Genomic DNA, 20,967 nt, shown 5'->3' on the forward strand with positions numbered 1-20,967 from the left:
TTTCACTATAAATACTTTTTCTAATGCTTATGCCATGCTAAAAAATAGGGTTTAGCACTCGGGGCTGTTGCTCTTTGCTGAACATTTTTTGCAGCGCTGTAGAACAGCACTATCCTGGGAAACCAGGTACTGACCAAGCCATGTAGCAAAGAAACAATGTGCTCAATACAGAATAAATATAAGGGTCACGCCGCCCAATGAATGTGGCCACTACAACGAATAGGAAACCTCCCAATGTTACGTAGCGTTTTAAGCTTAAGTGTGGCACTGGCTTTAACAGCCTGCAGCCCACAAAACTCGTCGACTGAACAATCAACCTCTGCAGCAAAAGGTGGCGAAGTCGTTCAACAACAGTTAAGTTCTGGTGTCATCCAGAAAAATATGGATCTTTCGGTAGATCCGGGCGACGACTTTTTCCGCTATGTTAACGGTAAATGGTTTGACACTTTCGAGATCCCTGCCGACAAATCCAGCTATGGCGCGTTTGTCATCTTGCGCGATGAAGCACAAGATCACGTTATGGATATCATTAAGTCTTCAGCAGAAGGTGACTTCAAAGCAGGTAGTGACGAGCAGAAAGTAGGCGACTTTTACCGCGCGTACATGGATATGGAAACGCGTAATGCATTGGGTACGGCGCCGCTTGAACCTGAGCTGGCTAAAATAGAAGCCATCGATAGTCATTCTGACCTTGCTGCATATTTCGCTTATGCTGCTCGCTATGGGTACGCGACTCCCTTTACACTTAGTCAGTATCCTGATCTTAAGTCTCCCAAAGAATATCTGCTGTATACTTGGCAATCTGGTCTGGGCTTACCCGAACGAGAATATTACTTTAAAGATGACGAAACGTCTCAAAAGATCCGTGATGCGTATGTAACACACATTGAAACCATGTTTGAGCTTGCAAGCTTTGACGCGCCCAAAGCAAGCGCTGACATGCTGTTCGCGCTAGAAACAGAAATTGCGCAATTGCACATGAAAAAAGAGCAAGCTCGCAATTTTGCAGAGAACTATAACAAGCTATCGATAGAAGAGCTTAAAGCGCTTATGCCTAACTTTGACTGGGATGCGTATTTGGCTCAGGCTGAAGTAAGTGATATTCCTTCACTCGGGATTTTGCAAAAAGACTACATGCAGAATATTGATGGTGTCATTGCCAATACGTCTATTGAACAATGGAAAACCTTCTTAAAATGGGGGCTGTTAAATGCATCAGCCAGCCGTTTAAATGCCGACTTAGATAACGCCAACTTCAACTTTTATAGCAAAGTACTGCGCGGCGTTGAAGAACAGCAGCCACAATGGCGCCGAGCTGTAAGCTTGTCCAATTCTCACGTCGGTGAGCTTATTGGTAAAGTATACGTTAAGCAGCATTTCCCGCCTGAAGCAAAAGAACGCATGATGGAAATGGTCAACAACTTGCTACTTGCTTACAAAGAAAGTATCGAAAACCTCGATTGGATGACCGATGAAACCCGTCAACAAGCACTAGACAAACTTTCGAAGTTTAAAGTGAAAATTGGCTATCCCGACCAGTGGCGTGATTATTCGGCACTAACGGTGAATGCTAGTGACCTATTTGGCAACCTTAAGCGGTCGTCAGATGTGTTGTATGAAGAAATGCTGAAGAAGCAAGGCGGTCCAGTATGGACACATGAGTGGGGTATGACACCGCAAACCGTTAATGCTTATTATAATCCCCCACTGAATGAGATTGTATTTCCTGCTGCCATCTTGCAACCTCCGTTTTTCGACATGAATTCTGAAGATGCCGTGAATTACGGTGGTATTGGGGCAGTAATCGGTCACGAGATAGGCCATGGATTCGACGACTCAGGTTCAACCTTTGACGGCGATGGTGTGTTGCGCAATTGGTGGACAGATCAAGATCGCGGAGAATTCGAAGCACGTACAGCCAACCTGATAGAGCAATACAATCAATTTGAAGTATTGCCTGAACTACATGTCAATGGTGAATATACGCTAGGTGAAAACATTGGTGATTTAGGCGGCATTAGTATTGCGCTTAAAGCTTACCACCTTTCTCTGAACGGTGAAGAAGCCCCAGTACTTGACGGCTTTACGGGTGATCAGCGCGTATTTATTGGATACGGACAAGTATGGGCCAGCAAATATCGCGAAGAAGCGCTACGTACCCAGGTACAAACGGATACGCACTCACCGACTAAGTTCCGCACTAACGGTGCCGTACGCAACGTACCAGAATTTTACGACGCGTTTAACGTGACAGAAGAAGACGCCCTTTATCTTCCTCCTGAGCAACGCGTGAAAATTTGGTAATACAACAACGCTATCGTTAATACGTAATCAGAAGCGACCTTGAACGTAAAGTGTATTGTGCTTTACGGTTAAGGTCGCTTTTTACTATCAGGAACTACCATGTCGCACCGTTTTTCCCTTATCTACGTAATTTTAGCGGGTGTTTATCTGGCCTCATTACCCTATACGCCGTACGCTGGCCAATTTGCTATCAAAGGCCTGCCCATAGCACTTCTAATTCTATGCAGTGCTATGGCGCTAAGAGGAAGTCAACGGCTTGTGGTAATGTTAGCACTGTTAGCCAGCCTTGCTGGCGATGTCGTATTGGCGTTACCCATCGAAAACCAGTTTGTGTTCGGTCTACTGTGCTTTTTTGTGGCGCACATTGTTTATGTGATTAGCTTTGTGTATTTACACAAAGTGGCACATCGAAGCGCGCTGGATTCAAAAGCAGTTTCGTTAAAACCCGCTTTGTCACTTTCATTGCTGTGTCTGGCCATTGCTTGCTTTGCACTGTATATGGCTATCGGAATACTACCCGCAGCAGGCGCAATGCTTTACCCCGTAGTCGCGTACTTGTGTATTATCACTACCATGTCTGTCTGTGCGGTGTTATTCACTCAATCTGCACTGATTATATGCGGGGCGATAATTTTTATGTTGTCCGATGCGGCTATCGCGCAATCTGTATTCAAAGAAGCCATCCCACTGTCAGACTATTTCATCATGCTGACCTATTACGTCGCACAGTTTTGCCTTACTGCAGGACTCATCAACGCTTTTTCTACAAACGCTAAGGGAGTGGAAGCGTAAAAGAAAAGGACAAGCTGGATGGCTTGTCCCTACTATTGATTGGGTAAAGTTAGCGCGTGCAACAGGTTAGAGTTTTCTGGCTCTTACTCGTTTCCCCTTAATTTTTCCTTCGCGAAACTGTGTCATTGCACGCTTAACACTGCGTGTTTTTACCGCGATAAAACTCATACTGTTTTGCACCGCAATTTTGCCCACATCATCGCCGGGTATACCGGCATCTTTTGTGAGGGCACCAACTAGATCACCGGGGCGCAGCTTTTGCTTTTTACCCGCACTTAACGCAATACAGGTAAACTCTGGCTGGGTAATTTTATTTTTGTGAAAACGCAGGCTTTGGGCACCTTTTAAAGGAATATCACTTTGCTGAAGCACTTCAATTTTTCTTAAAAAGTGTTCTTCTTCATCACTAACCAAAGTAATGGCCATTCCCTGTGCACCCGCTCTGGCAGTTCTGCCAATACGGTGCACGTGGGTTTCGGGTTCTTCGCTTACGGTATAATTGATAACACACGCTACATCGTCAATATCCAAGCCACGCGCTGCCACATCGGTGGCAACCAATACTTGCAGTGCATCACTGGCAAACTGCATTAGCACAGCGGTACGGGCATGCTGCTCCATATCACCTTGCAGACCTGCCGCGCTGAAACCTTCTTCAATTAGGCCTTCTACCACCTCTGTCACTTGTACTTTTCTGTTGCAAAATACAATGGCATTTTTAGGTTGGTGATGAGTCAATACTGCTTTTAGCGCCTGGAGTCTGGTGTGCGACAAGACACTGTAGCCCAGTTGAGTGATGGCAGGTTTACTGTCAACAGATTCCACTTTACACATGACAGGTTGGGTGGTGTATTGTTTAGCCACGCGCTCGATAGGATCGGTATACGTAGCGGAAAATAACAAGGTCTGCACCTGACGTGGAGCCTGAGAGAAGATAATTCGAAGGTCGTCTTCAAATCCCATATCCAACATGCGATCAGCCTCGTCGAGTACCCGCATGCGGATCTTACTTAAATCGACACGGTGCTTTTGTACGTGATCCATAACCCGTCCCGGCGTGCCGACAATAATGTGAGGGCTGTGCTTTAACGATTGTATTTGTGGCCCCATGGGTTGTCCCCCACAAAGGGTAGTCACTTTCACATTACCAATAAGTTTTGCCGCTAAACGACACTGCTGTGCGACCTGATCGGCCAATTCTCTTGTGGGGCACAAAATCACGGCTTGTGTGGAAAATTCGTTTACCGCTATGTTTTCCAGAATGGGAATGACAAAGCACAAAGTTTTACCACTGCCAGTCTGCGCCTGACCGATAATATCTTTTCCCTGTAGAGCATCAGGTAACGACTGCGCCTGAATGGGTGAAAGCTGATAAATACCTTGTGCGTCCAGCGCTTTTACAATCTCAGGGTTAATGTCTAACTGCTTGATAGTTTCTACTGTCATTACTTCTGTTTCCAAGGGTGAACTACACCAAATTGGTTCTGTTGCTGTGATGCAACGCATATTGTGTTTATCGAACTGAGAACGATGTTTAAGGGGTAATACGGAGCGCCCATGACAGGCTGTCTCAGTTGGGCTGACCGTTCTGGTAAGCCCTTAGTTATTGGCCCGTGATATAACACAGGCCTTTATCTATAACGCTGAGGCCGACTATGCCTGAAACGCTGTTTGTAATTTCCACTGCAAGGTTTGCCCAGCAAAAAACGGGACCATTTCAGTACCATCTGCCAATGCCACTTGCTCAGGTACGGTCCAGGCTTCTCTGACTAATGTGGTTTTGGTGGTGTTTCGAGGTAAACCATAAAAATCGGCACCGTAATGGCTGGCAAACCCTTCTAGCTTTTCTATCACCCCTAACTGCTCAAAGACTTCGGCGTATAATTCAATTGCTGACCACGCGCTATAACACCCAGCACAACCACAGGCATTCTCTTTTTTGTGTTTCGCATGAGGCGCTGAATCTGTGCCTAAGAAAAATTTCTTATTGCCACTGGCCACCACTTCCCGCAGTGCCTGCTGATGTGTATTGCGTTTTAGTACTGGCAAACAATAGTTGTGTGGTCTTACTCCACCTACCAACAAGTCGTTTCTGTTCAGTAGCAGGTGCTGGGGAGTGATAGTCGCACCCACAAAGTCGCTGGACTGTTTAACAAAGTCTGCAGCATCTGAAGTGGTAATATGTTCAAACACTACTTTTAACTGGGGAAAGGCGTCTACTATCGGCCCCAAATGCGTATCGATAAACGCTTTTTCGCGGTCGAATATATCAATGTGATGCGCTGTCACTTCGCCGTGTACAAGCAATAATAATCCGTGCTCTTGCATCGCTTGGAAAACTGGATACAAAGCTTCTATCCCTTTAACTGCCGCTTCCGAATTTGTAGTCGCACCGGCCGGGTATAACTTACACGCTGTCACTCCCGCACGCTTCGCCTCGGCGATATCTTCAGGACTAGTCTGGTTTGTTAAAAACAAAGTCATTAATGGCTCAAACGCACTGCCCTGCGGTCTGGCTGCCTCGATGCGCGCCTTATACGCCATTGCCATATCGGCATTCACCACAGGAGGTACCAAATTAGGCATAACAATGGCGCGCTGAAAGCAACGAGCGGTTGCCGGAACCGTTTCCGCTAACATTTCATTGTCACGGAAGTGAAGATGCCAATCATCAGGTGTGGTAATGGTAAGCGTTTGCATGCCTTAACTCTCTCAAAACGTGTACTAAAGGGCGGGGTTGCGCGCAATAATAGCACAATTGAGCGTTAAGGCGCAGTGTGCGCTACCCAAATCAATTGACTAGTGTCATATCCTGCCAGTTGTGCTTGCTTAAGTAATTGATTGATAGTGGTTTGGTCCAGTGTAGGCGTGCGAGCCAATATCCATAAGTACGACTTGTCTGGGCCGGTAACCAAAGAATATTGATAGTCTTTTTTGTCCAGCGCCATTATCACGTAACTGGCATAAAACGGTCCGAAGAACGAGACTTTAAAATGACCAATGGATGGATCGCCCACAAAATACGCTTTCCCTTCGGCTTCGTCCCATTCGCTTTCTTCTTTTGAAAAGCCCCTATTTAACACCTTTACCCCACCGTCTTCTCTCATCGAATAGGTGGCGGTAACCTGGCTTAATCCTTCTTCGAAACTATGATCAAAGCGCGCTATTTCGTACCATTTGCCCATATACTTGGGTAATTCAAAGCCCTCCACTGGCTTGACGTTATCAGGTACACCTGTGCAGCCCATCAAAGTAACCACAAGTAAGAATAGACAGAATTGCCTCATTGACTTTATTAACATGATTGATACCTCATCATCTGAAAAGAGAAGCCTGTGTCAGGGCTTACAGACTTTTACTTTACAGCAAGGTCTACACGCCCTGGTTGACTCACATTAATGTGTTTCACCTAAGGTTACCCTTAGATTTATCTCAACAGGGTTTTATTTTTATAGCCATAAGATTATGTTATACCGTCAAAATTACATTTTTTAACGGGGACAACCGCATGCAAGCATACTTTCCACAAGCCAGCCGACTCATATACGGCTGTATGGGTCTTGGTGGGGGATGGAACAACCACGCTATATCCCAACAAGATATTGCCGATACCAGAGCCATTATTGAAAAAGTGCTTGAGCTTGATATCAATGTGTTTGACCACGCTGATATTTACACATTTGGTAAAGCAGAGACTGTTTTTGGTGAGGTGCTTAAATCAGCGCCTCATCTAAAAGATAAAATGATTATCCAGTCCAAATGTGCAATACGCTTTGAAGACGAAATAGGACCAAAGCGATATGATTTTTCAGCCGACTACATTAAGCGTTCTGTAGAGGGCATACTTTCTAGATTACATATTGAACAACTCGACATTTTACTTCTTCATCGCCCCGATCCCTTAATGGAACTGGACGAAGTAGCAGGAGCCCTTCAACAATTACATCAACAAGGCAAGATAAAACACATTGGTGTATCGAATATGCACGGTCATCAAATCGCTTATCTCCAGTCTGGTTTAGCCATGCCAATTATCGCCAATCAACTTGAAATGAGTTTAGGGTTTCGAGATTGGATAGAAGACGGTATTACCACCAACAGTGTTGGCAACCGAACCTTAGGATACACCCCAGGTACTCTGGAACATTGCATGCAAAAAGACATTCAGCTTCAAGCCTGGGGAAGTTTAGCGAAAGGCAAGTATACCGGCGCAGCAACAGCAAATGACACAGATCTGGCTACAGCGAATTTAGTATCAAAATTAGCGGCTGAGTATCAAACCACCCCGGAGGCCATTGTATTAGGTTGGTTAATGCGACACCCTGCAAAGATTGCCCCTGTATTAGGTACAACAAACCTCTCGCGTATTGAGGCCAGCCAACAGGCCATGAATGTTCAGCTTACCAGAGAGCATTGGTACGCATTATTTGAAACTGCTCGCGGCCAAGAAGTGCCATAACCGGAAAACAAGGAACAATAGTATGTTAAAAGGCTTTCATCACGTCGCCATTATTTGTAGTGATTACCCCCGTTCGAAAGCTTTTTATACTGACGTGCTCGGGTTTAACGTACTCGATGAAAACTATCGAAAAGAAAGGTCATCGTATAAATGTGACCTTTCCCTTGACGATGGCAGTCAAATTGAGCTGTTTTCATTTCCTGACGCGCCACCGCGCCCTACTCGCCCTGAAGCACAGGGGTTACGGCATCTTGCATTCAAAGTCGATAATATTGAAAATGCGGTAGAAGCGTTGAAATTAAAAGGCGTGGTGTGTGAGCCAGTAAGAACTGACCCTTATACCCAAAAGCGCTTTACGTTCTTTCAAGATCCTGACGGGTTGCCGTTGGAACTTTATCAAGTGTAACGTATTGCCCTTTCATAGTGTGGAAGGGCCTTTTCACCATCGGGGCTTGGCATAAGGCACTTAGCGTCTACTTGCACTGGTTACCATGCTTTTTTCTCGTTTTACACTGCGCCACTTCTCTTGGCATTAAGCCGTGCAGCTACTTAGCGTATTGAGAAGCTTCGATTTCGGCCAGTTTTCTCTCGGTCGGTTTGAAGTAATAATTGAAGACGAGACCCACAAACAATAATGACGCAAACGCAGTAGCAACCATAAAGCCATACTTGGCGTCGCCACCATAAAGATCGCTAACCACTCCCATAATAAATGGGCCGGCCGCTGCGCCTGCCGCGGTAAAAAACAAGATAACTCCGGCTACGCTACCGTGCTGATGCCTGGGGAAGCAACTGATGCCCTTTGAGTTGAAAGTGGGATAGATTACCGACATAAAAATTCCACTAAGGGGAAACAGAAACAGCGCCACCTGCTTTCCTGCCACCAAGCCTGCGGCAAAGCAAATAACTATGGCACCGCTAAACAGCATCAGTACCAGTGACCAGTTGAAGTGAGACATCATCCAAATACCCACAAAGCGTCCAGCTGCACGCAAAATAAAAAATGCGGTCACCGAATATATTGCCAATGTCTGAGAAAAACCTTGTGTATAACACTCATAACTTGCGCTTAAAGACGTTGCGTCACATACAAGGTAAGTTGGCATCCAAACGTAAATTGCGCTTTCCGCTGCCACATATAAAAAAGCACCTATAGAATAGAACAAGGCATAAGGATTTTTCACCAACGACAAACTTTGCATGACTGATATGTGTCTATCACTTTCACTGCTGTCGCGTACGTTACTGGGATACTTAACCGCTAACGCCATCAAGATAAGCAAGCTACATATTGCACCGGCAATAATATATAGCCACTGCCATGCCACACCTTGGTGAATTAAATACGCCACTATCAGTGGGCCAATGATAGCCCCCACTCCAAAGAAGGCTTCTGCACCATTCATTGTTGAGGTATGTTGTTTTGCTGAAGTTGAAATATCACCAATCAGCGCAAGGGCGCCAGTTTTAAAAAGACCAACAGCAATGCCTGTCAAACTCATCAAACTCACTATCAGTAAAAAATCGTTCGCGATGTAAAAGCTAAAACACGCCAAAGCGTACAACGCTAATCCAATGATAATAGTTGGCTTACGCCCCAATTTATCAGCCAAAAAACCGAGAAAAAGTCCAGAAAGTGCAATACCCAGCATAGGAAGTGAATGCATTAAGCTGGCTTGCGCATTGGTAACAGAGAACGCGACTTTTACCTCTTTAATGATCTCACCCACTGAATCTGATGTCATGGCAAACATCATAAACATCAAATAGGTTAACCACCTGATAACTTTGCTGCTAGGATCCTGATTGGACATAGTCGTTCTCACAAAAACTACGGTTAAGAGCGCTTAGTTAAACCAGCAACCTATTTCTACTTACTGGCCTATTTTTGTAAAACTCACCAGCATGAAATACAGAAGTAAAATAATTTGCTAAAATAACTTAATCGTTTAAGATAAAAGTTAACAGAATTTAAATAGTCTGTAAACCTGATAATTCGACTAACAATTTTGACGGATAGGTTTACCCTTGGGCGAAGTAAGGTGAAGTATTTATGAATTATGCAGCTGACAGCAACGTGTGTTTGGAGCGTATTTTGGCATCCATTGATTTGTCAGGGCTCACCAAAAAAGATGCGACGCTTTTTACCCGTCGTTTAAAGGCGTACTTCCCTACCTTGTTTGAAAAATATGTTCGCGTTTATGGGCACCAATACGACTGCTATTTTCATCTACAAAAATTGGTCGAGGTATTACGAGAAGGGGTCAAAAATCGTAAACCTAAATTGAAAAAGTTGGATGAGCTTCGCACTAACTCCCCCTTGTGGTATCGGGAGGAAAAGCAGGTGGGAATGGCAGCCTACGTCGATTTAATGGGCCCAACAATTAATGACTTACACAATAAAATTCCCTACTACAAAGCGTTAGGCATTACTTATTTGCACCTTATGCCCTTGTATGACGCCCCCAAAGGGGATAGTGATGGCGGTTACGCGGTAAGTGATTATCGCAAGGTTAATCCATCGCTTGGTACCATAGCGGATTTGGAAAAACTGGCAACAGCGCTGCAAGAAGAAGGAATTAACCTGGTGCTGGATTTTGTTTTCAACCATACCTCAGACGAACACAGGTGGGCGAAAGCAGCCTTGACTGGCGACCCGCGGTATCAACACTATTACTACCTTTTTGACGACAGAACCCTACCCGACCAATATGAGCACAGCTTGCGCGAAATTTTCCCTCAAGTGCGCAGAGGCAGTTTTACGTATAACGAACAAATGGAAAAGTGGGTATGGACGACCTTTAATAGTTTTCAGTGGGATTTGAACTACAGCAATCCTGAGGTGTTCAACGATATAGCAGCAGAGATGTTGTTTCTGGCCAATATAGGCTGTGCTGCATTGCGACTCGATGCATTGGCGTTTATCTGGAAAGAAATGGGCACCAATTGCGAAAACCAAGAAAAAGCACATGTACTTATTCAGGCTTTTAATGCCTGTTTACAAATAGTGGCACCTGCCGTGGTATTTAAATCAGAAGCCATCGTGCATCCCGACGAAGTCTTGAAATATATTGATAAAAATGAGTGTCAATTGTCTTATAACCCGTTACTGATGGCATTACTGTGGAATTCATTGGCGACGCGAAAAACACGTCTGTTAACCCGTTCAATGAAAAAAAGCTTCCCCATCTCTGAAGCGTGCAGTTGGGTAAACTATGTCAGATGCCATGATGATATAGGCTGGACTTTTGACGACGCAGTTGCGCACGAGTTGGGCATTAATCCCTATGATCACCGCCACTTTTTGAATCAGTTTTATACTGGCAGGTTTAAGGGAAGTTTTGCCAACGGCGTGCCTTTTGCCGAAAACCCATCCAATGGAGACTGTCGAGTATGCGGTTCGTTAGCGTCGTTGTGCGGGCTTGAAGGGGCACTGGAAAAGCGCGATCGCCTCTCTATTGATAACGCTGTGAAACGCATGCTTTTGCTGTATGGCATCACCTTCAGTATTGGCGGAATACCACTTTTATATTCCAGTGACGAAATAGCGAAGTTGAATGACTACAGCTATCGCAATGACACGAGTAAGAAACACGATGATCGCTGGGTTAATCGCATTCGTGTGACTGAGCAAGATACCGCGCTTGCACTTTCTTCAGACACACCGACTACCTTAAAGGAACAAGCTAGTAAAGCCGTATTTGACGGGCTTAAGCGCATGTTGCACATCCGTAAAAGCCATTGTGTATTTGGTGTTGCTACTACTCAGATTATTGAAGCTGGGAATCAGCATTGCTTTTCCTTTGTACGAACGCAACAGGCGGGGCAACGTTTACTTGTACTATGTAATTTCAGTGAGTACGAACAACACATTGACGGTGATATTCTGAAGGAAATAGAGAATAACCCCTGTACTGACCTGCTTTCAGCAGTGCGTTATCAGGGCGACGAAAGCAATATTACACTGAAGCCTTTCCAACAAATCTGGCTCTACACCTGATAAATCAGACTCTCAGTGTTCTGCGTGCGGTATTTAGGTTTACCAATATTCACTCTTGCACACTGTGAGAGTGATTGAGTAAGAGGTAGTGCTTCACTTTAGTCATACTGCCAGTTTTAATCTCTTTGCCCGCCAAATACTTACTAACTTTGTTGAGAGGATTACCTGCGCTATTACAGATTTAATCTATACTCTGAAAATGAACAAATCGAATTGTTCAAAATTTTCGTACTGTAAACGCGCCTGCCAGCTACTTTGTGAAGAAAGGCAAATCAGCAACGCGAGTACAACGAAAACAGTATTCATATGGACATGTGATTAAAGGTAACGGACAAGAGTATGCAAAGTGATGATGCTTTGGAATATATGTGCCCCTATTGCGGCACTATTAACAATTTCCTATTAAAAGGGGTTCGCGACATGTATCGCGAAAAGCAGGAAGCCTGTAGTAATTGCAATAGAATTCTCAGTTTAACTCCCGCCGAAGGCATTGGCGGCAGTGTAAATTTAATAATCGATGCCGTAGACTCAGACAAAGTTATCAATTAACAAGTGGCGCTATACATTTTACCTGACACTAAAAAACCGCTCATTTTGAAGCGGTTTTTCTGATTGGTATTGGATTAGACAAGCGCCATACACCCGTTATCTACCCTAGTGCGCGAAATACGCTTTCAACGAAAGAGACTTCCTATCGGAAAAATTCTCGCTTCAACTCGCTGTCAGACAGGAAACGGCCGCCCAGTGCTGACGTTTTCGTGTATGAGTTAGTATCCCGAATACCCCGCGCTTTCACGCAGTAATGCGTAGCATTAATACTGACCGCAACGTCGTCAGTGCGGGCGAGTGTTTGAATAGCTACCAGTATTTGCTGAGTCAGACGTTCTTGCACCTGAGGGCGTTGCGCAAAAAAGCTTACTAGTCGGTTGAGTTTCGACAACCCAATTACGGTATCTTTCGGAATGTACGCCACTGTGGCAGTGCCATCGATAGTCACAAAGTGATGCTCGCAGGTACTGGTTAGGCTGATGTCAGACACCTGCACTGGCTGATCAATCTGCATTTTGTTTTCGATAGCAGTAATTTTTGGAAAACGGCGATAGTCCAACCCACCAAAAATTTCATCAACATACATTTTTGCAATACGCGTGGGTGTGTCGCACAGGCTGTCATCGGTAAGATCTAACCCAAGGGTCTCCATAACATCACGCATGGCAACGGCGATACGCTGGCGCTTTTGCTCATCAGATAGGCCATTTACCACCATAGGTGTTTCTAACCCTTTGGCTTCAAGTGCTTTTCTTACGCGTTGTGCAGGCTCTGATATCGAGGGGTCTAGTGCATCACGCACAATTACCGCTTCTTTTGCTAACATTACTTTATCCGTTGTTACTTCTTTTTTGATCTGTTACGCAATGCAATTCGTTACAGATCGATTACTGGGTAACATGACTTTTTTTTAATATCATCGTCACCCATGTGCATGTGGCACTAAATAATAAAACTGCGACCTTTTATAAAAGGACAATATCTTGAGTTCACCCGTTTTAATCACAGGCGCAAGTCAGCGTCTTGGCCTTGCTATGGCAGAGAGCTTATTAACACAAGGCTATAGCGTGGTTGTGACCTACCGAACACCGCGCCCCAGTATTGCTAAGCTAAAAGACAAAGGCGCAACAGTTTTACAAGCGGATTTTAGCACTGAGGCGGCTATTGATCGAGCAATTGATGAGATTAAGGCAATCAGTAAAACCTATCGAGCCGTTATACACAACGCATCTGACTGGGCGATGGAGCAACACAACGAAGATAAACACGCGCTTATGCAGCGCATGATGATGGTACACGCCATTGCGCCATACCGTATTAACCTTGCACTGAAAGATGCCCTTTCAAGCACAGCGACTACGGCAGATATCATTCATATGACCGATTACGTGCAGGAGACGGGTAGTGAGAAACACATGGCTTATGCAGCCAGTAAGGCAGCATTGCACAACCTCACACTCTCCTTTGCTAAAAAGCTCGCGCCAAAAGTAAAAGTAAATAGCATTGCGCCGGCTTTGCTTATGTTCAACGACCACGACGATGACGCCTATAAAGCAAAAGCGCTGAAAAAGTCTTTGCTGGAAGTAGTGCCAGGTGCACAAGAAGCGGTTAAAGCCATGCATTACATTTTAAACAGTGACTACCTCACCGGACAGACGCTGCATTTAAATGGAGGGCGCCACTTAAAGTGAACCGTGACTAACGCAATTGCTAATCGTCACCGCCAATTAATTTCATCACCGGTTGCCTTGGTCAGAGGCACGGTGATCGCTATAATCACCGCTTTATTGATTGACTGGGAAATATTATGCAGGGCAACCGCACTATGGCGCCGGAATGGCACGATGTCGATGCCGTTATGTTAGCATGGCCACACTCGCAGACCGACTGGGCACCGTGGCTGGAAGAAGCCAGAGCCACCTATCTCAATGTGATTGCTGCCATCAACCGCTACCATGCTGGGGTGATCATCTTATGCGCACCAGGTGATGTTGACGATCTTACCCGTCGATTACCTGAAAACGCCCGCGTGCTTGTGGTTCCTGCGTCATTCAATGACACCTGGATGCGCGATTATGGCTTTATTACCGTAAAAGACAGCGAAGGCAATGGCTCTCCGGTAGAGTTTCGTTTTAACGGCTGGGGTAATAAGTTTAACGCCAGCGAAGACAATTTAGCGAATCAGCGCTATTTAGCGGCTATGTGTAAATCGGTATTGCGCAGCAGTCCCATTGTTGCAGAAGGCGGTGCGCTGGAAATTGACGAAGACGGCCATTTACTTAGCACTGCGCAATGCCTGCTTAATCCAGAGCGCAATGGTGATATGTCTCTCAGTGCCTATGAAGATGCATTTAAAGACATGTTAGGTTGCAGTAAGGTAACGGTTTTGCAGCACGGCCACCTGGAAGGGGATGATACCGACGGTCACATCGACACGCTGGTGCGCTTTACACCTCACAAAGGGCTTGTGATCCAAGCCTGCGACAACCGTCCTAACGACAGTCATTACGAAGGGTTAAAAGCATTGTGCGATGAGTGCGCACTGGAATTACCTGACCATGAGCAATTCCACCTGCCACTACCCTATATCGAAAACGATGAGGGCGACAGACTGCCGGCATCTTATGCGAATTATTTAATTTGTAACAAGGCTGTTTTGTTACCTGTATATGGCCAGAAAGAAGACGCGGCTGCCATTGAAATAGTGCAAAAAGCGCACCCCGATTTCTTCGTAGAGCCTATTGATTGCAGTGTACTGGTTAGGCAATACGGCAGCTTGCATTGTATTTCCATGCAAGTACCCACAAATACGTTAAAAGATTCAATTATCACCACCCTAAAAAAAGGAGTGACATTACATGCGCCCAACTAAGCTAAAAGTTGGTCTGGTACAACAGGCCGTTGCAGATAACGACAAAGCAACGAACTGGAACAAAAGTGCCGAGCAAATAGCCAAGTTAGCGGCAGAAGGCTGCGAGTGTATTCTGCTTCAAGAGCTGCACAGTACTTTGTACTTCTGTCAGCAAGAAGATACTGATGCCTTCGATTTAGCAGAGCCTATCCCAGGTCCGGCCACTGATTTTTTTGGTGAGTTGGCTGAAAAACACAACATAGTGTTAGTGACCTCCTTGTTTGAAAAACGCGGCTCTGGGCTGTATCACAATACAGCTGTGGTATTTGACAGAAGCAAAACCATTGCTGGTAAATACCGCAAAATGCACATTCCTGACGACCCTGGGTTTTACGAGAAGTTTTACTTCACGCCAGGAGACATGGGCTTTACTCCGATTGAAACCAGCGTAGGTAAATTGGGTGTTTTAGTATGCTGGGATCAATGGTACCCGGAAGCTGCCCGATTAATGGCCATGGCGGGTGCAGACTTATTGTTTTACCCCACCGCTATTGGTTGGGATTTAACCGATACACCAGAAGAACGCACACGTCAGCACGGCGCATGGGAAACCATTCAGCGCGCGCATGCTGTGGCTAACTCAGTCCCCGTTATTGTGGCAAACCGCACTGGTTTTGAAGCGTCGCCGATAGAAGGCGACCCGGGTATTCAGTTCTGGGGACAAAGCTTTGTTGCTGGTCCTCAGGGAGAAATTCTGGCAAAAGCTAAGTCAGACGAAGAAACCACGCTAACGGTAGAACTAGACATGGAACGCACCGAAAAAGTGAAGCGTATCTGGCCTTACTTCCGCGATCGTCGCATCGACGCCTATGAGGATTTAACCAAGCGCTGGCGCGATTAGTGAAGTGCTAAAAGCGCACGTTAAATAAAATCTGTGCTAAGAGGTTTTCATTGAAGAGCGACCAACGGGTCGCTCTTTTTGTTTGTGTGTTTTTTCGTTTTGAGAGCTGTTTAAGTGACCGGATATGAATGGCGGTTATGTACGCTCTGTGGCAATAGACGCATAGCCACTCGGATTTAACGATGAGTTAATCAATTCCCCCGCGCAAAGCCGCTATCGAAAATTGGCACTTATTTGTCGCTCATGTATTCTGGCACGTAGAAGGATTTAAATTAACAGCGGGACATTGATGATACCGAAATCTTACTTACATACCATTTCATGTATTGCACTGACACTTTTGACTCTTTGCGCATTTCCAACTGAAGCTGAAACTCAGAAATACACCATCGTGTCTGAAATTTATAAGGAGAATCGTAGCTTCTACGTAAAACTTCCTAGAACATACGAAGCGGGTACAAAAAATAAATATCCAGTCATCTATCTGTTGGATGATAAAAGATACATACAACACTATTTTAATATATCAGACACGCTTGCTGAAGGAGGGATGACTCCCGAATTCATACTCATTGGCATTGAGCATAGCAATCGCGTTCTTGATTTGACACCTACAGTATTTCAGGGGCGCGAAGGTACCGGCGGTGCAGATTTGCTTTTGCAGCATATCGAGCACGAATTAATCCCCGAGATAGATAAACGCTTTAAGACTAACGGCTTTAAAATATTAGCTGGACACTCGCTGGGAGGTCTGTTCACTCTTCATACTATGCAGGCCAAGCCTGATTTGTTTGACGCCCACTTTGCTTTTAGCCCTTCATTGTATTGGGATGGTAAAACAACGGTGAATTCAGTAATTGCATTTTTAAAATCAAAACCCATTTACCACAACTTCCTGTACATGAACATGGGTAATGAAGGTTTGGACGACCCCTATGAAAACTCAATTGCAATGCGCAATGGTTACATGGAACTAGTTGAATACATTGATAGCGAAGCACCTGCAAAATTTAGATTTGTATCACATCATTTGGAACAGGAATATCATACTTCCACTGGCGTTATTGGGCCTTTTTACGCACTGCGTTCGCTTTATAGAAAGTTCCCTTTGCCAACTGCAAAGATTAAGCAGGGCTTAGATTCAATCATGAAGCACTTTGAAGAATTATCTTTAGAGGTAGGCATTGAAATCAATGCTACTCAAGGCATGATGTTTAACGCTGGCATGTACCACTTGTGGGCAGATGAGGACTTGAAAAAAGGAATTGAAATTCTGGAATATAACATAAGTCAGAATCCCAATTCTGATATGTCTCATGATGGTCTAGCGCAGCTCTATCAGGCAAGCGGACAACTTGACCAAGCATTGAAGCACTGTAACCACAGCCTCCAACATAGCGATTCCGAGTCTAGCAATTATCAGAGCTATACACAGCGCTGTGATAATATTAAGAACAAATTAAGCGAGTCTAATTAGCTGAAGATATGACATCATCCAACGTCTGCATTCTAAGGTTTTTTAACAAACTTAAATTAAATCCAAAGCCGCTTTCTTGCACAAAAATCTCTACCCCAACATCCTTAAATAAACCACCCACTCTCATTCATCCCGATTCTTTTTTAAAAACGGCGAACCCAAATATGCTTTGCTTCGTCTTAGTATAAAAAGATGAGGGCTTACAATGTTAATACCAATCCTGTTACTGTTTATGACCTTTTTAATCGGTGTGCTAGAGATTGTTATAAACCAATGACCAATGCAGACATAGAGCTACTGGTTATAGCGCTTCAATTTGGTGACAAAGTGGCCCTTGGAAAACTTTATCAGCACTTTCATGTCGCCATGCGTAAGTATGCCGTATTGCGGGTAAAAGACAGCATGGTGGCAGACGATCTCGTTCAGAATGTGTGGGCAAAAGTAGCTAAACGCGTGACGCGGCTGAACGATGTGTCGCTATTTAAGAGCTGGTTATACAAGGCGCTGCGTTGGGAAATCGCCGACTGGCATAGAAGGTCTAGTAAAGAAGTTGTGTTAGACCATAATCTGCCAGAAAAAGCCATCGAGCTGGTATTTAGCGAGCCCCTTTCACCGCTAAAACATTTATTTACGCTGCCTGCAAACGAGCGCGATGTGGCTGAGCTGTTTTACCTAAACGATTTAAATATAAAAGAGATAAGTTTGGTGGCAGGGATCCCACTGGGAACGGTCAAGTCGCGCCTACACCGCGCACGCACCTTATTAATTCAACGTATTTCAATTTCGGAGTATGGCTATGATGAATAATTCAGATGACGACATTAAACGCTACCTGAAGCAGCAGTCGCAAGAACTCGACAGCATGCTAGGAGATGGCTTAACCGATTATTTAAAACTGGGCTTTGCCAGTAACTTTTCAGGCATAATGAAGCTAGGCTATGCCATTGCGATAGCGCTAAGCGGTGCCCTATTTTATTGCGGTTATCAGTTTTTCATTGCGCCAGATGAAGATCAGGTATTTTGGGGTGTATTGCTTATAGTAAGTTTTAACGCACAGGTGGCCACCAAGCTGTGGATTTTCATGCAAACCAACCGCAACATGCTGTCAAAGGAAATGCGGGTAATGGAGGTTAGACAACGGGCGTGGTTTGAGGAGAGGGTTTTGAAAGAGAGAGTGTTGAAGTAGAGGTTTAAGAAAAAGGGGCAGTGTGTATTTTGACGTGCGTGACCGTAAAAACGTAAAATACGCAGCCCCATATACTTACTTAGTCACGCCACATTCTTAAGCCTTAACTTTTTACTGCCACATCACTGTATGAAGGCAGTGCACTAAATGCTCCGTACTGCGTAACTGCGTAAGCCCCGCAACGAATTGCAAACTCGGTGGCCTGAGCCACGTTGTGTTGCCGTTGACTCCACTTTGAAAACTCAGCGGTATTGTTGCAAGCGTTCGCTACGAAATACAAAAAGCCACCGATAAAGGCGTCACCTGCAGCGGTGGTATCCTTTACACTCACTTTGGGGGAAGCGAGCGTTCCTTCAAACATTTCCGTCCTATATTGAATTGGTTCACCACCGTCTGTGATCAGTACCACCTTTACGCCACTTTTCAGCCACCCCGTCACTGTATCTTCTACTTTGTCTTCGCCATACAGTTCGTTGAGCTCCTCACGACTAGCCTTGATGATACTCGTCCTTTTTGCGGCCTTGTCAATGTGCTGGGGAGCCGACTGCCGATCATCCCAAAAAGCAAACCGATAGTTGATGTCGAGGCAAACCATCATGGCATTTTCTTGTGCTTTGGTAAGGATAAACTCAGTACTTTTATGCAGGTCGTTACAGGAAAGCGAGCCCGAGCAGAAATGCAAAATGGTTTCTTGGTTACACTCTATTGCTAAGAGATCCTGTGATGAAATGTGCTTATGAGCTGCATTTTCAACATAGAAATTGAACGAGCGCTCGCCTTGCTCATCAAGATTCACAAAGGCCAGTGCAGTGTTACCTCTCTCACTTGTCCATACATAGTCTGTATTGACCTTGTAGTGCTCAAGCATAGCCTTGAGAAAAGATCCGAAAGGATCGTTGCCGACTTTCGACACCATGCTGCTTGTACCGCCTAACTGTGCCACTGCAACGGCAACATTAGCAGGCGCACCACCAGCATAGGGCTGAAACGGGTTCATAACAGGTACCTCACCTACTTCAGCCGTGCTGCCTTGCCCCAGCATGTCGACAAGAACTTCACCTAAACACAAAATTTTCACTGTAGCCTCACCATAAACCCTAATTCACCGAAACAAGCAGCACGTAGCTGCGCGAATGTGTAATGAGTATTGACCATGCAAAGCAATAAATCAACTGGATTGATTTATTGCTTTAACTTACATATTATGGTTTTTATTTCAGCGAATTTTGCTATGTATTACGGCCCTCGTTCTATCAATGAGCGTGAAATTCTAAGGCTTATCCGCACACATCACGCCTTGCCCAAATCAAAGTTGTCTCACTTAACCGGGCTTTCCGCCCAATCGGCTACGGTCATTATGAATAAGCTCGAAGCTGACAACCTGGTAATCAGATTACCTGCCGTTAAAGGCGGTGTCGGTCAGCCCAAGGTGCCTTTTTCGCTAAATCCAGAGGGTGCTTTTGGTGTGGGACTCACCATAGGCCGTCGCAGTTATGATATGACACTGTTAGATTTAACTGGAAAGGTTCGCAATAAAGTAGAGGAAGTTATTCCTTATCCCACCCCTGAGAGTTTAATGGCGTTTGTTCGTCGTGCGTATGCCACTTTGGTTATGCCATTAAGCGAATCCCTGCAAGCAAAGATATCTGGGCTGGGTGTAGCGATGCCCTTTGATATGTGGCAATGGGCGGATGAAATAGGTGCGCCAGTCGATGCATTAAAGCAATGGGAACAATTTGATATCAAGGAAAGTGTAAGCACATTATTGTCGCTAGACGTTTTTGTCCGAAACGATGCAGCAGCGGCATGTAACGGTGAACTGTCTTTGGGAAATTGCCATCAATGGAGCGACTTTCTGTACTTGTACGTCGGGACTTTTATTGGCGGCGGACTGGTACTCGATAACAGGTTATTTTCAGGGAAAACGGGCAAAGCGGGGGCCGTGGGCACACTTCCTTTTAACACGACTGATACAACTCACCAGCTGATTAACCAGTCTTCACTCTGCTTACTTGAACGTCAGCTATTAGCATCTGGTGAAAAGGGTGAGCAATTATACGGAAATACCTCGCGCTGGGCATTCGACGACGGGCTCCAGCAAGAGTGGCTTGAAAACACCGCGCAGGGCTTAACGTTTGCCATTCAATGTGCAATGAGTTTGCTGGACTTGCAGGGTATCTATATCGATGGCGCTATCCCACTGGACATCAAACAAAAACTGGTAAAGCAAACTCAGTATGCACTTGGTAGGCAGGACCTGCGAGGACTGTCCCAAGTACAGGTGGATGCGGGCAGTATAGGCAGTAATGCCCCCTCAATTGGCAGTGCTAATGTGCCACTCGTTGCCAATTTTTTCTAACTATTCCAAAGCGCTGAAAACAATAACACTGAGGTAGGCATTAGTTCGCCACGGAGCAGTAAGCGTAAGCTCTGCTCCCTGGCGAAAGG

At 45.1% G+C, this 20,967-nt stretch carries 19 protein-coding genes; 13 read left to right on the forward strand and 6 right to left on the reverse strand.

The window, feature by feature from the left end:
- Window positions 1–234: 234 nt before the first annotated feature.
- Window positions 235–2,304 (forward strand): M13 family metallopeptidase, encoded by a 2,070-nt coding sequence (locus ACMCM8_RS14895; RefSeq protein ID WP_412723374.1) that lies wholly within the window; start codon window positions 235–237, stop codon window positions 2,302–2,304.
- Between the two features lie 99 nt (window positions 2,305–2,403).
- Window positions 2,404–3,096, forward strand: a complete 693-nt coding sequence (locus ACMCM8_RS14900) for a lysoplasmalogenase (RefSeq protein WP_412723375.1) — start codon at window positions 2,404–2,406, stop codon at window positions 3,094–3,096.
- A 66-nt stretch (window positions 3,097–3,162) separates the two neighbouring features.
- Here ACMCM8_RS14900 and dbpA read toward each other — a convergent pair whose 3' ends face one another.
- The 3 genes from dbpA to ACMCM8_RS14915 all read right to left on the reverse strand — a co-directional run bounded on the left by dbpA (window position 3,163) and on the right by ACMCM8_RS14915 (window position 6,398).
- The gene (dbpA, locus tag ACMCM8_RS14905; RefSeq protein ID WP_412723376.1) at window positions 3,163–4,542 is read right to left on the reverse strand and encodes an ATP-dependent RNA helicase DbpA; all 1,380 of its coding nucleotides are present in this window, start codon (window positions 4,540–4,542) and stop codon (window positions 3,163–3,165) included.
- 207 nt (window positions 4,543–4,749) lie between these two features.
- Entirely contained in the window at window positions 4,750–5,796 is a 1,047-nt protein-coding gene (pyrC, locus tag ACMCM8_RS14910) for a dihydroorotase (RefSeq protein WP_412723377.1), read from the reverse strand.
- A gap of 65 nt (window positions 5,797–5,861) precedes the next feature.
- Window positions 5,862–6,398, reverse strand: a complete 537-nt coding sequence (locus tag ACMCM8_RS14915; RefSeq protein ID WP_412723378.1) for a lipocalin family protein — start codon at window positions 6,396–6,398, stop codon at window positions 5,862–5,864.
- Between the two features lie 206 nt (window positions 6,399–6,604).
- Between ACMCM8_RS14915 and ACMCM8_RS14920 the strand changes: the two genes are divergently transcribed.
- Entirely contained in the window at window positions 6,605–7,555 is a 951-nt protein-coding gene (locus tag ACMCM8_RS14920) for an aldo/keto reductase (RefSeq protein ID WP_412723379.1), read from the forward strand.
- A gap of 22 nt (window positions 7,556–7,577) precedes the next feature.
- Complete coding sequence (gene gloA2 / locus ACMCM8_RS14925; RefSeq protein WP_412723380.1) at window positions 7,578–7,961, forward strand: SMU1112c/YaeR family gloxylase I-like metalloprotein; 384 nt, start codon at window positions 7,578–7,580, stop codon at window positions 7,959–7,961.
- Between the two features lie 139 nt (window positions 7,962–8,100).
- Here gloA2 and ACMCM8_RS14930 read toward each other — a convergent pair whose 3' ends face one another.
- Complete coding sequence (locus ACMCM8_RS14930; RefSeq protein ID WP_412727738.1) at window positions 8,101–9,318, reverse strand: MFS transporter; 1,218 nt, start codon at window positions 9,316–9,318, stop codon at window positions 8,101–8,103.
- 290 nt (window positions 9,319–9,608) lie between these two features.
- Between ACMCM8_RS14930 and ACMCM8_RS14935 the strand changes: the two genes are divergently transcribed.
- Together ACMCM8_RS14935 and ACMCM8_RS14940 are read left to right on the forward strand one after the other, a co-directional pair.
- Entirely contained in the window at window positions 9,609–11,555 is a 1,947-nt protein-coding gene (locus ACMCM8_RS14935) for an alpha-amylase family protein (RefSeq protein ID WP_412723381.1), read from the forward strand.
- 339 nt (window positions 11,556–11,894) lie between these two features.
- Window positions 11,895–12,104, forward strand: coding sequence for a hypothetical protein (locus tag ACMCM8_RS14940; RefSeq protein WP_412723382.1), 210 nt, complete (start codon window positions 11,895–11,897; stop codon window positions 12,102–12,104).
- Window positions 12,105–12,246: 142 nt separating this feature from the next.
- Here the strand turns inward: ACMCM8_RS14940 and folE are convergent, their stop codons facing one another.
- Window positions 12,247–12,930: a GTP cyclohydrolase I FolE gene (gene folE, locus ACMCM8_RS14945; RefSeq protein ID WP_412723383.1), complete on the reverse strand. Its 684-nt coding sequence runs from the start codon at window positions 12,928–12,930 to the stop codon at window positions 12,247–12,249.
- A gap of 157 nt (window positions 12,931–13,087) precedes the next feature.
- Between folE and folM the strand changes: the two genes are divergently transcribed.
- The 6 genes from folM to ACMCM8_RS14975 all read left to right on the forward strand — a co-directional run bounded on the left by folM (window position 13,088) and on the right by ACMCM8_RS14975 (window position 18,519).
- Window positions 13,088–13,795, forward strand: a complete 708-nt coding sequence (folM, locus tag ACMCM8_RS14950) for a dihydromonapterin reductase (protein ID WP_412723384.1) — start codon at window positions 13,088–13,090, stop codon at window positions 13,793–13,795.
- A 116-nt stretch (window positions 13,796–13,911) separates the two neighbouring features.
- Window positions 13,912–14,976, forward strand: a complete 1,065-nt coding sequence (locus tag ACMCM8_RS14955) for an agmatine deiminase family protein (protein WP_412723385.1) — start codon at window positions 13,912–13,914, stop codon at window positions 14,974–14,976.
- Entirely contained in the window at window positions 14,963–15,856 is an 894-nt protein-coding gene (locus ACMCM8_RS14960; RefSeq protein WP_412723386.1) for a carbon-nitrogen hydrolase, read from the forward strand. Before ACMCM8_RS14955 ends, ACMCM8_RS14960 begins: the two co-directional genes overlap by 14 nt.
- Before the next feature lie 289 nt (window positions 15,857–16,145).
- Window positions 16,146–17,333: an alpha/beta hydrolase-fold protein gene (locus tag ACMCM8_RS14965; RefSeq protein ID WP_412723387.1), complete on the forward strand. Its 1,188-nt coding sequence runs from the start codon at window positions 16,146–16,148 to the stop codon at window positions 17,331–17,333.
- Window positions 17,334–17,606: 273 nt separating this feature from the next.
- Window positions 17,607–18,140, forward strand: coding sequence for an RNA polymerase sigma factor (locus ACMCM8_RS14970; protein WP_412723388.1), 534 nt, complete (start codon window positions 17,607–17,609; stop codon window positions 18,138–18,140).
- A complete protein-coding gene (locus ACMCM8_RS14975; protein WP_412723389.1) occupies window positions 18,130–18,519 on the forward strand; it encodes a DUF6768 family protein in 390 nt (129 codons plus the stop codon). The genes ACMCM8_RS14970 and ACMCM8_RS14975 overlap by 11 nt, the downstream gene beginning before the upstream one ends.
- Before the next feature lie 103 nt (window positions 18,520–18,622).
- On the opposite strand, the gene ACMCM8_RS14980 is transcribed toward ACMCM8_RS14975, so the two are convergent.
- A complete protein-coding gene (locus ACMCM8_RS14980) occupies window positions 18,623–19,597 on the reverse strand; it encodes a carbohydrate kinase family protein (protein ID WP_412723390.1) in 975 nt (324 codons plus the stop codon).
- Between the two features lie 75 nt (window positions 19,598–19,672).
- On the opposite strand from ACMCM8_RS14980, the gene ACMCM8_RS14985 reads away from it, so the two are divergent.
- Complete coding sequence (locus ACMCM8_RS14985; RefSeq protein WP_412723391.1) at window positions 19,673–20,878, forward strand: ROK family transcriptional regulator; 1,206 nt, start codon at window positions 19,673–19,675, stop codon at window positions 20,876–20,878.
- Window positions 20,879–20,967 lie beyond the last annotated feature (89 nt).

Origin of the sequence: Alteromonas sp. D210916BOD_24, from assembly GCF_047159385.1 — a bacterium.
Taxonomy (GTDB): domain Bacteria; phylum Pseudomonadota; class Gammaproteobacteria; order Enterobacterales; family Alteromonadaceae; genus Alteromonas.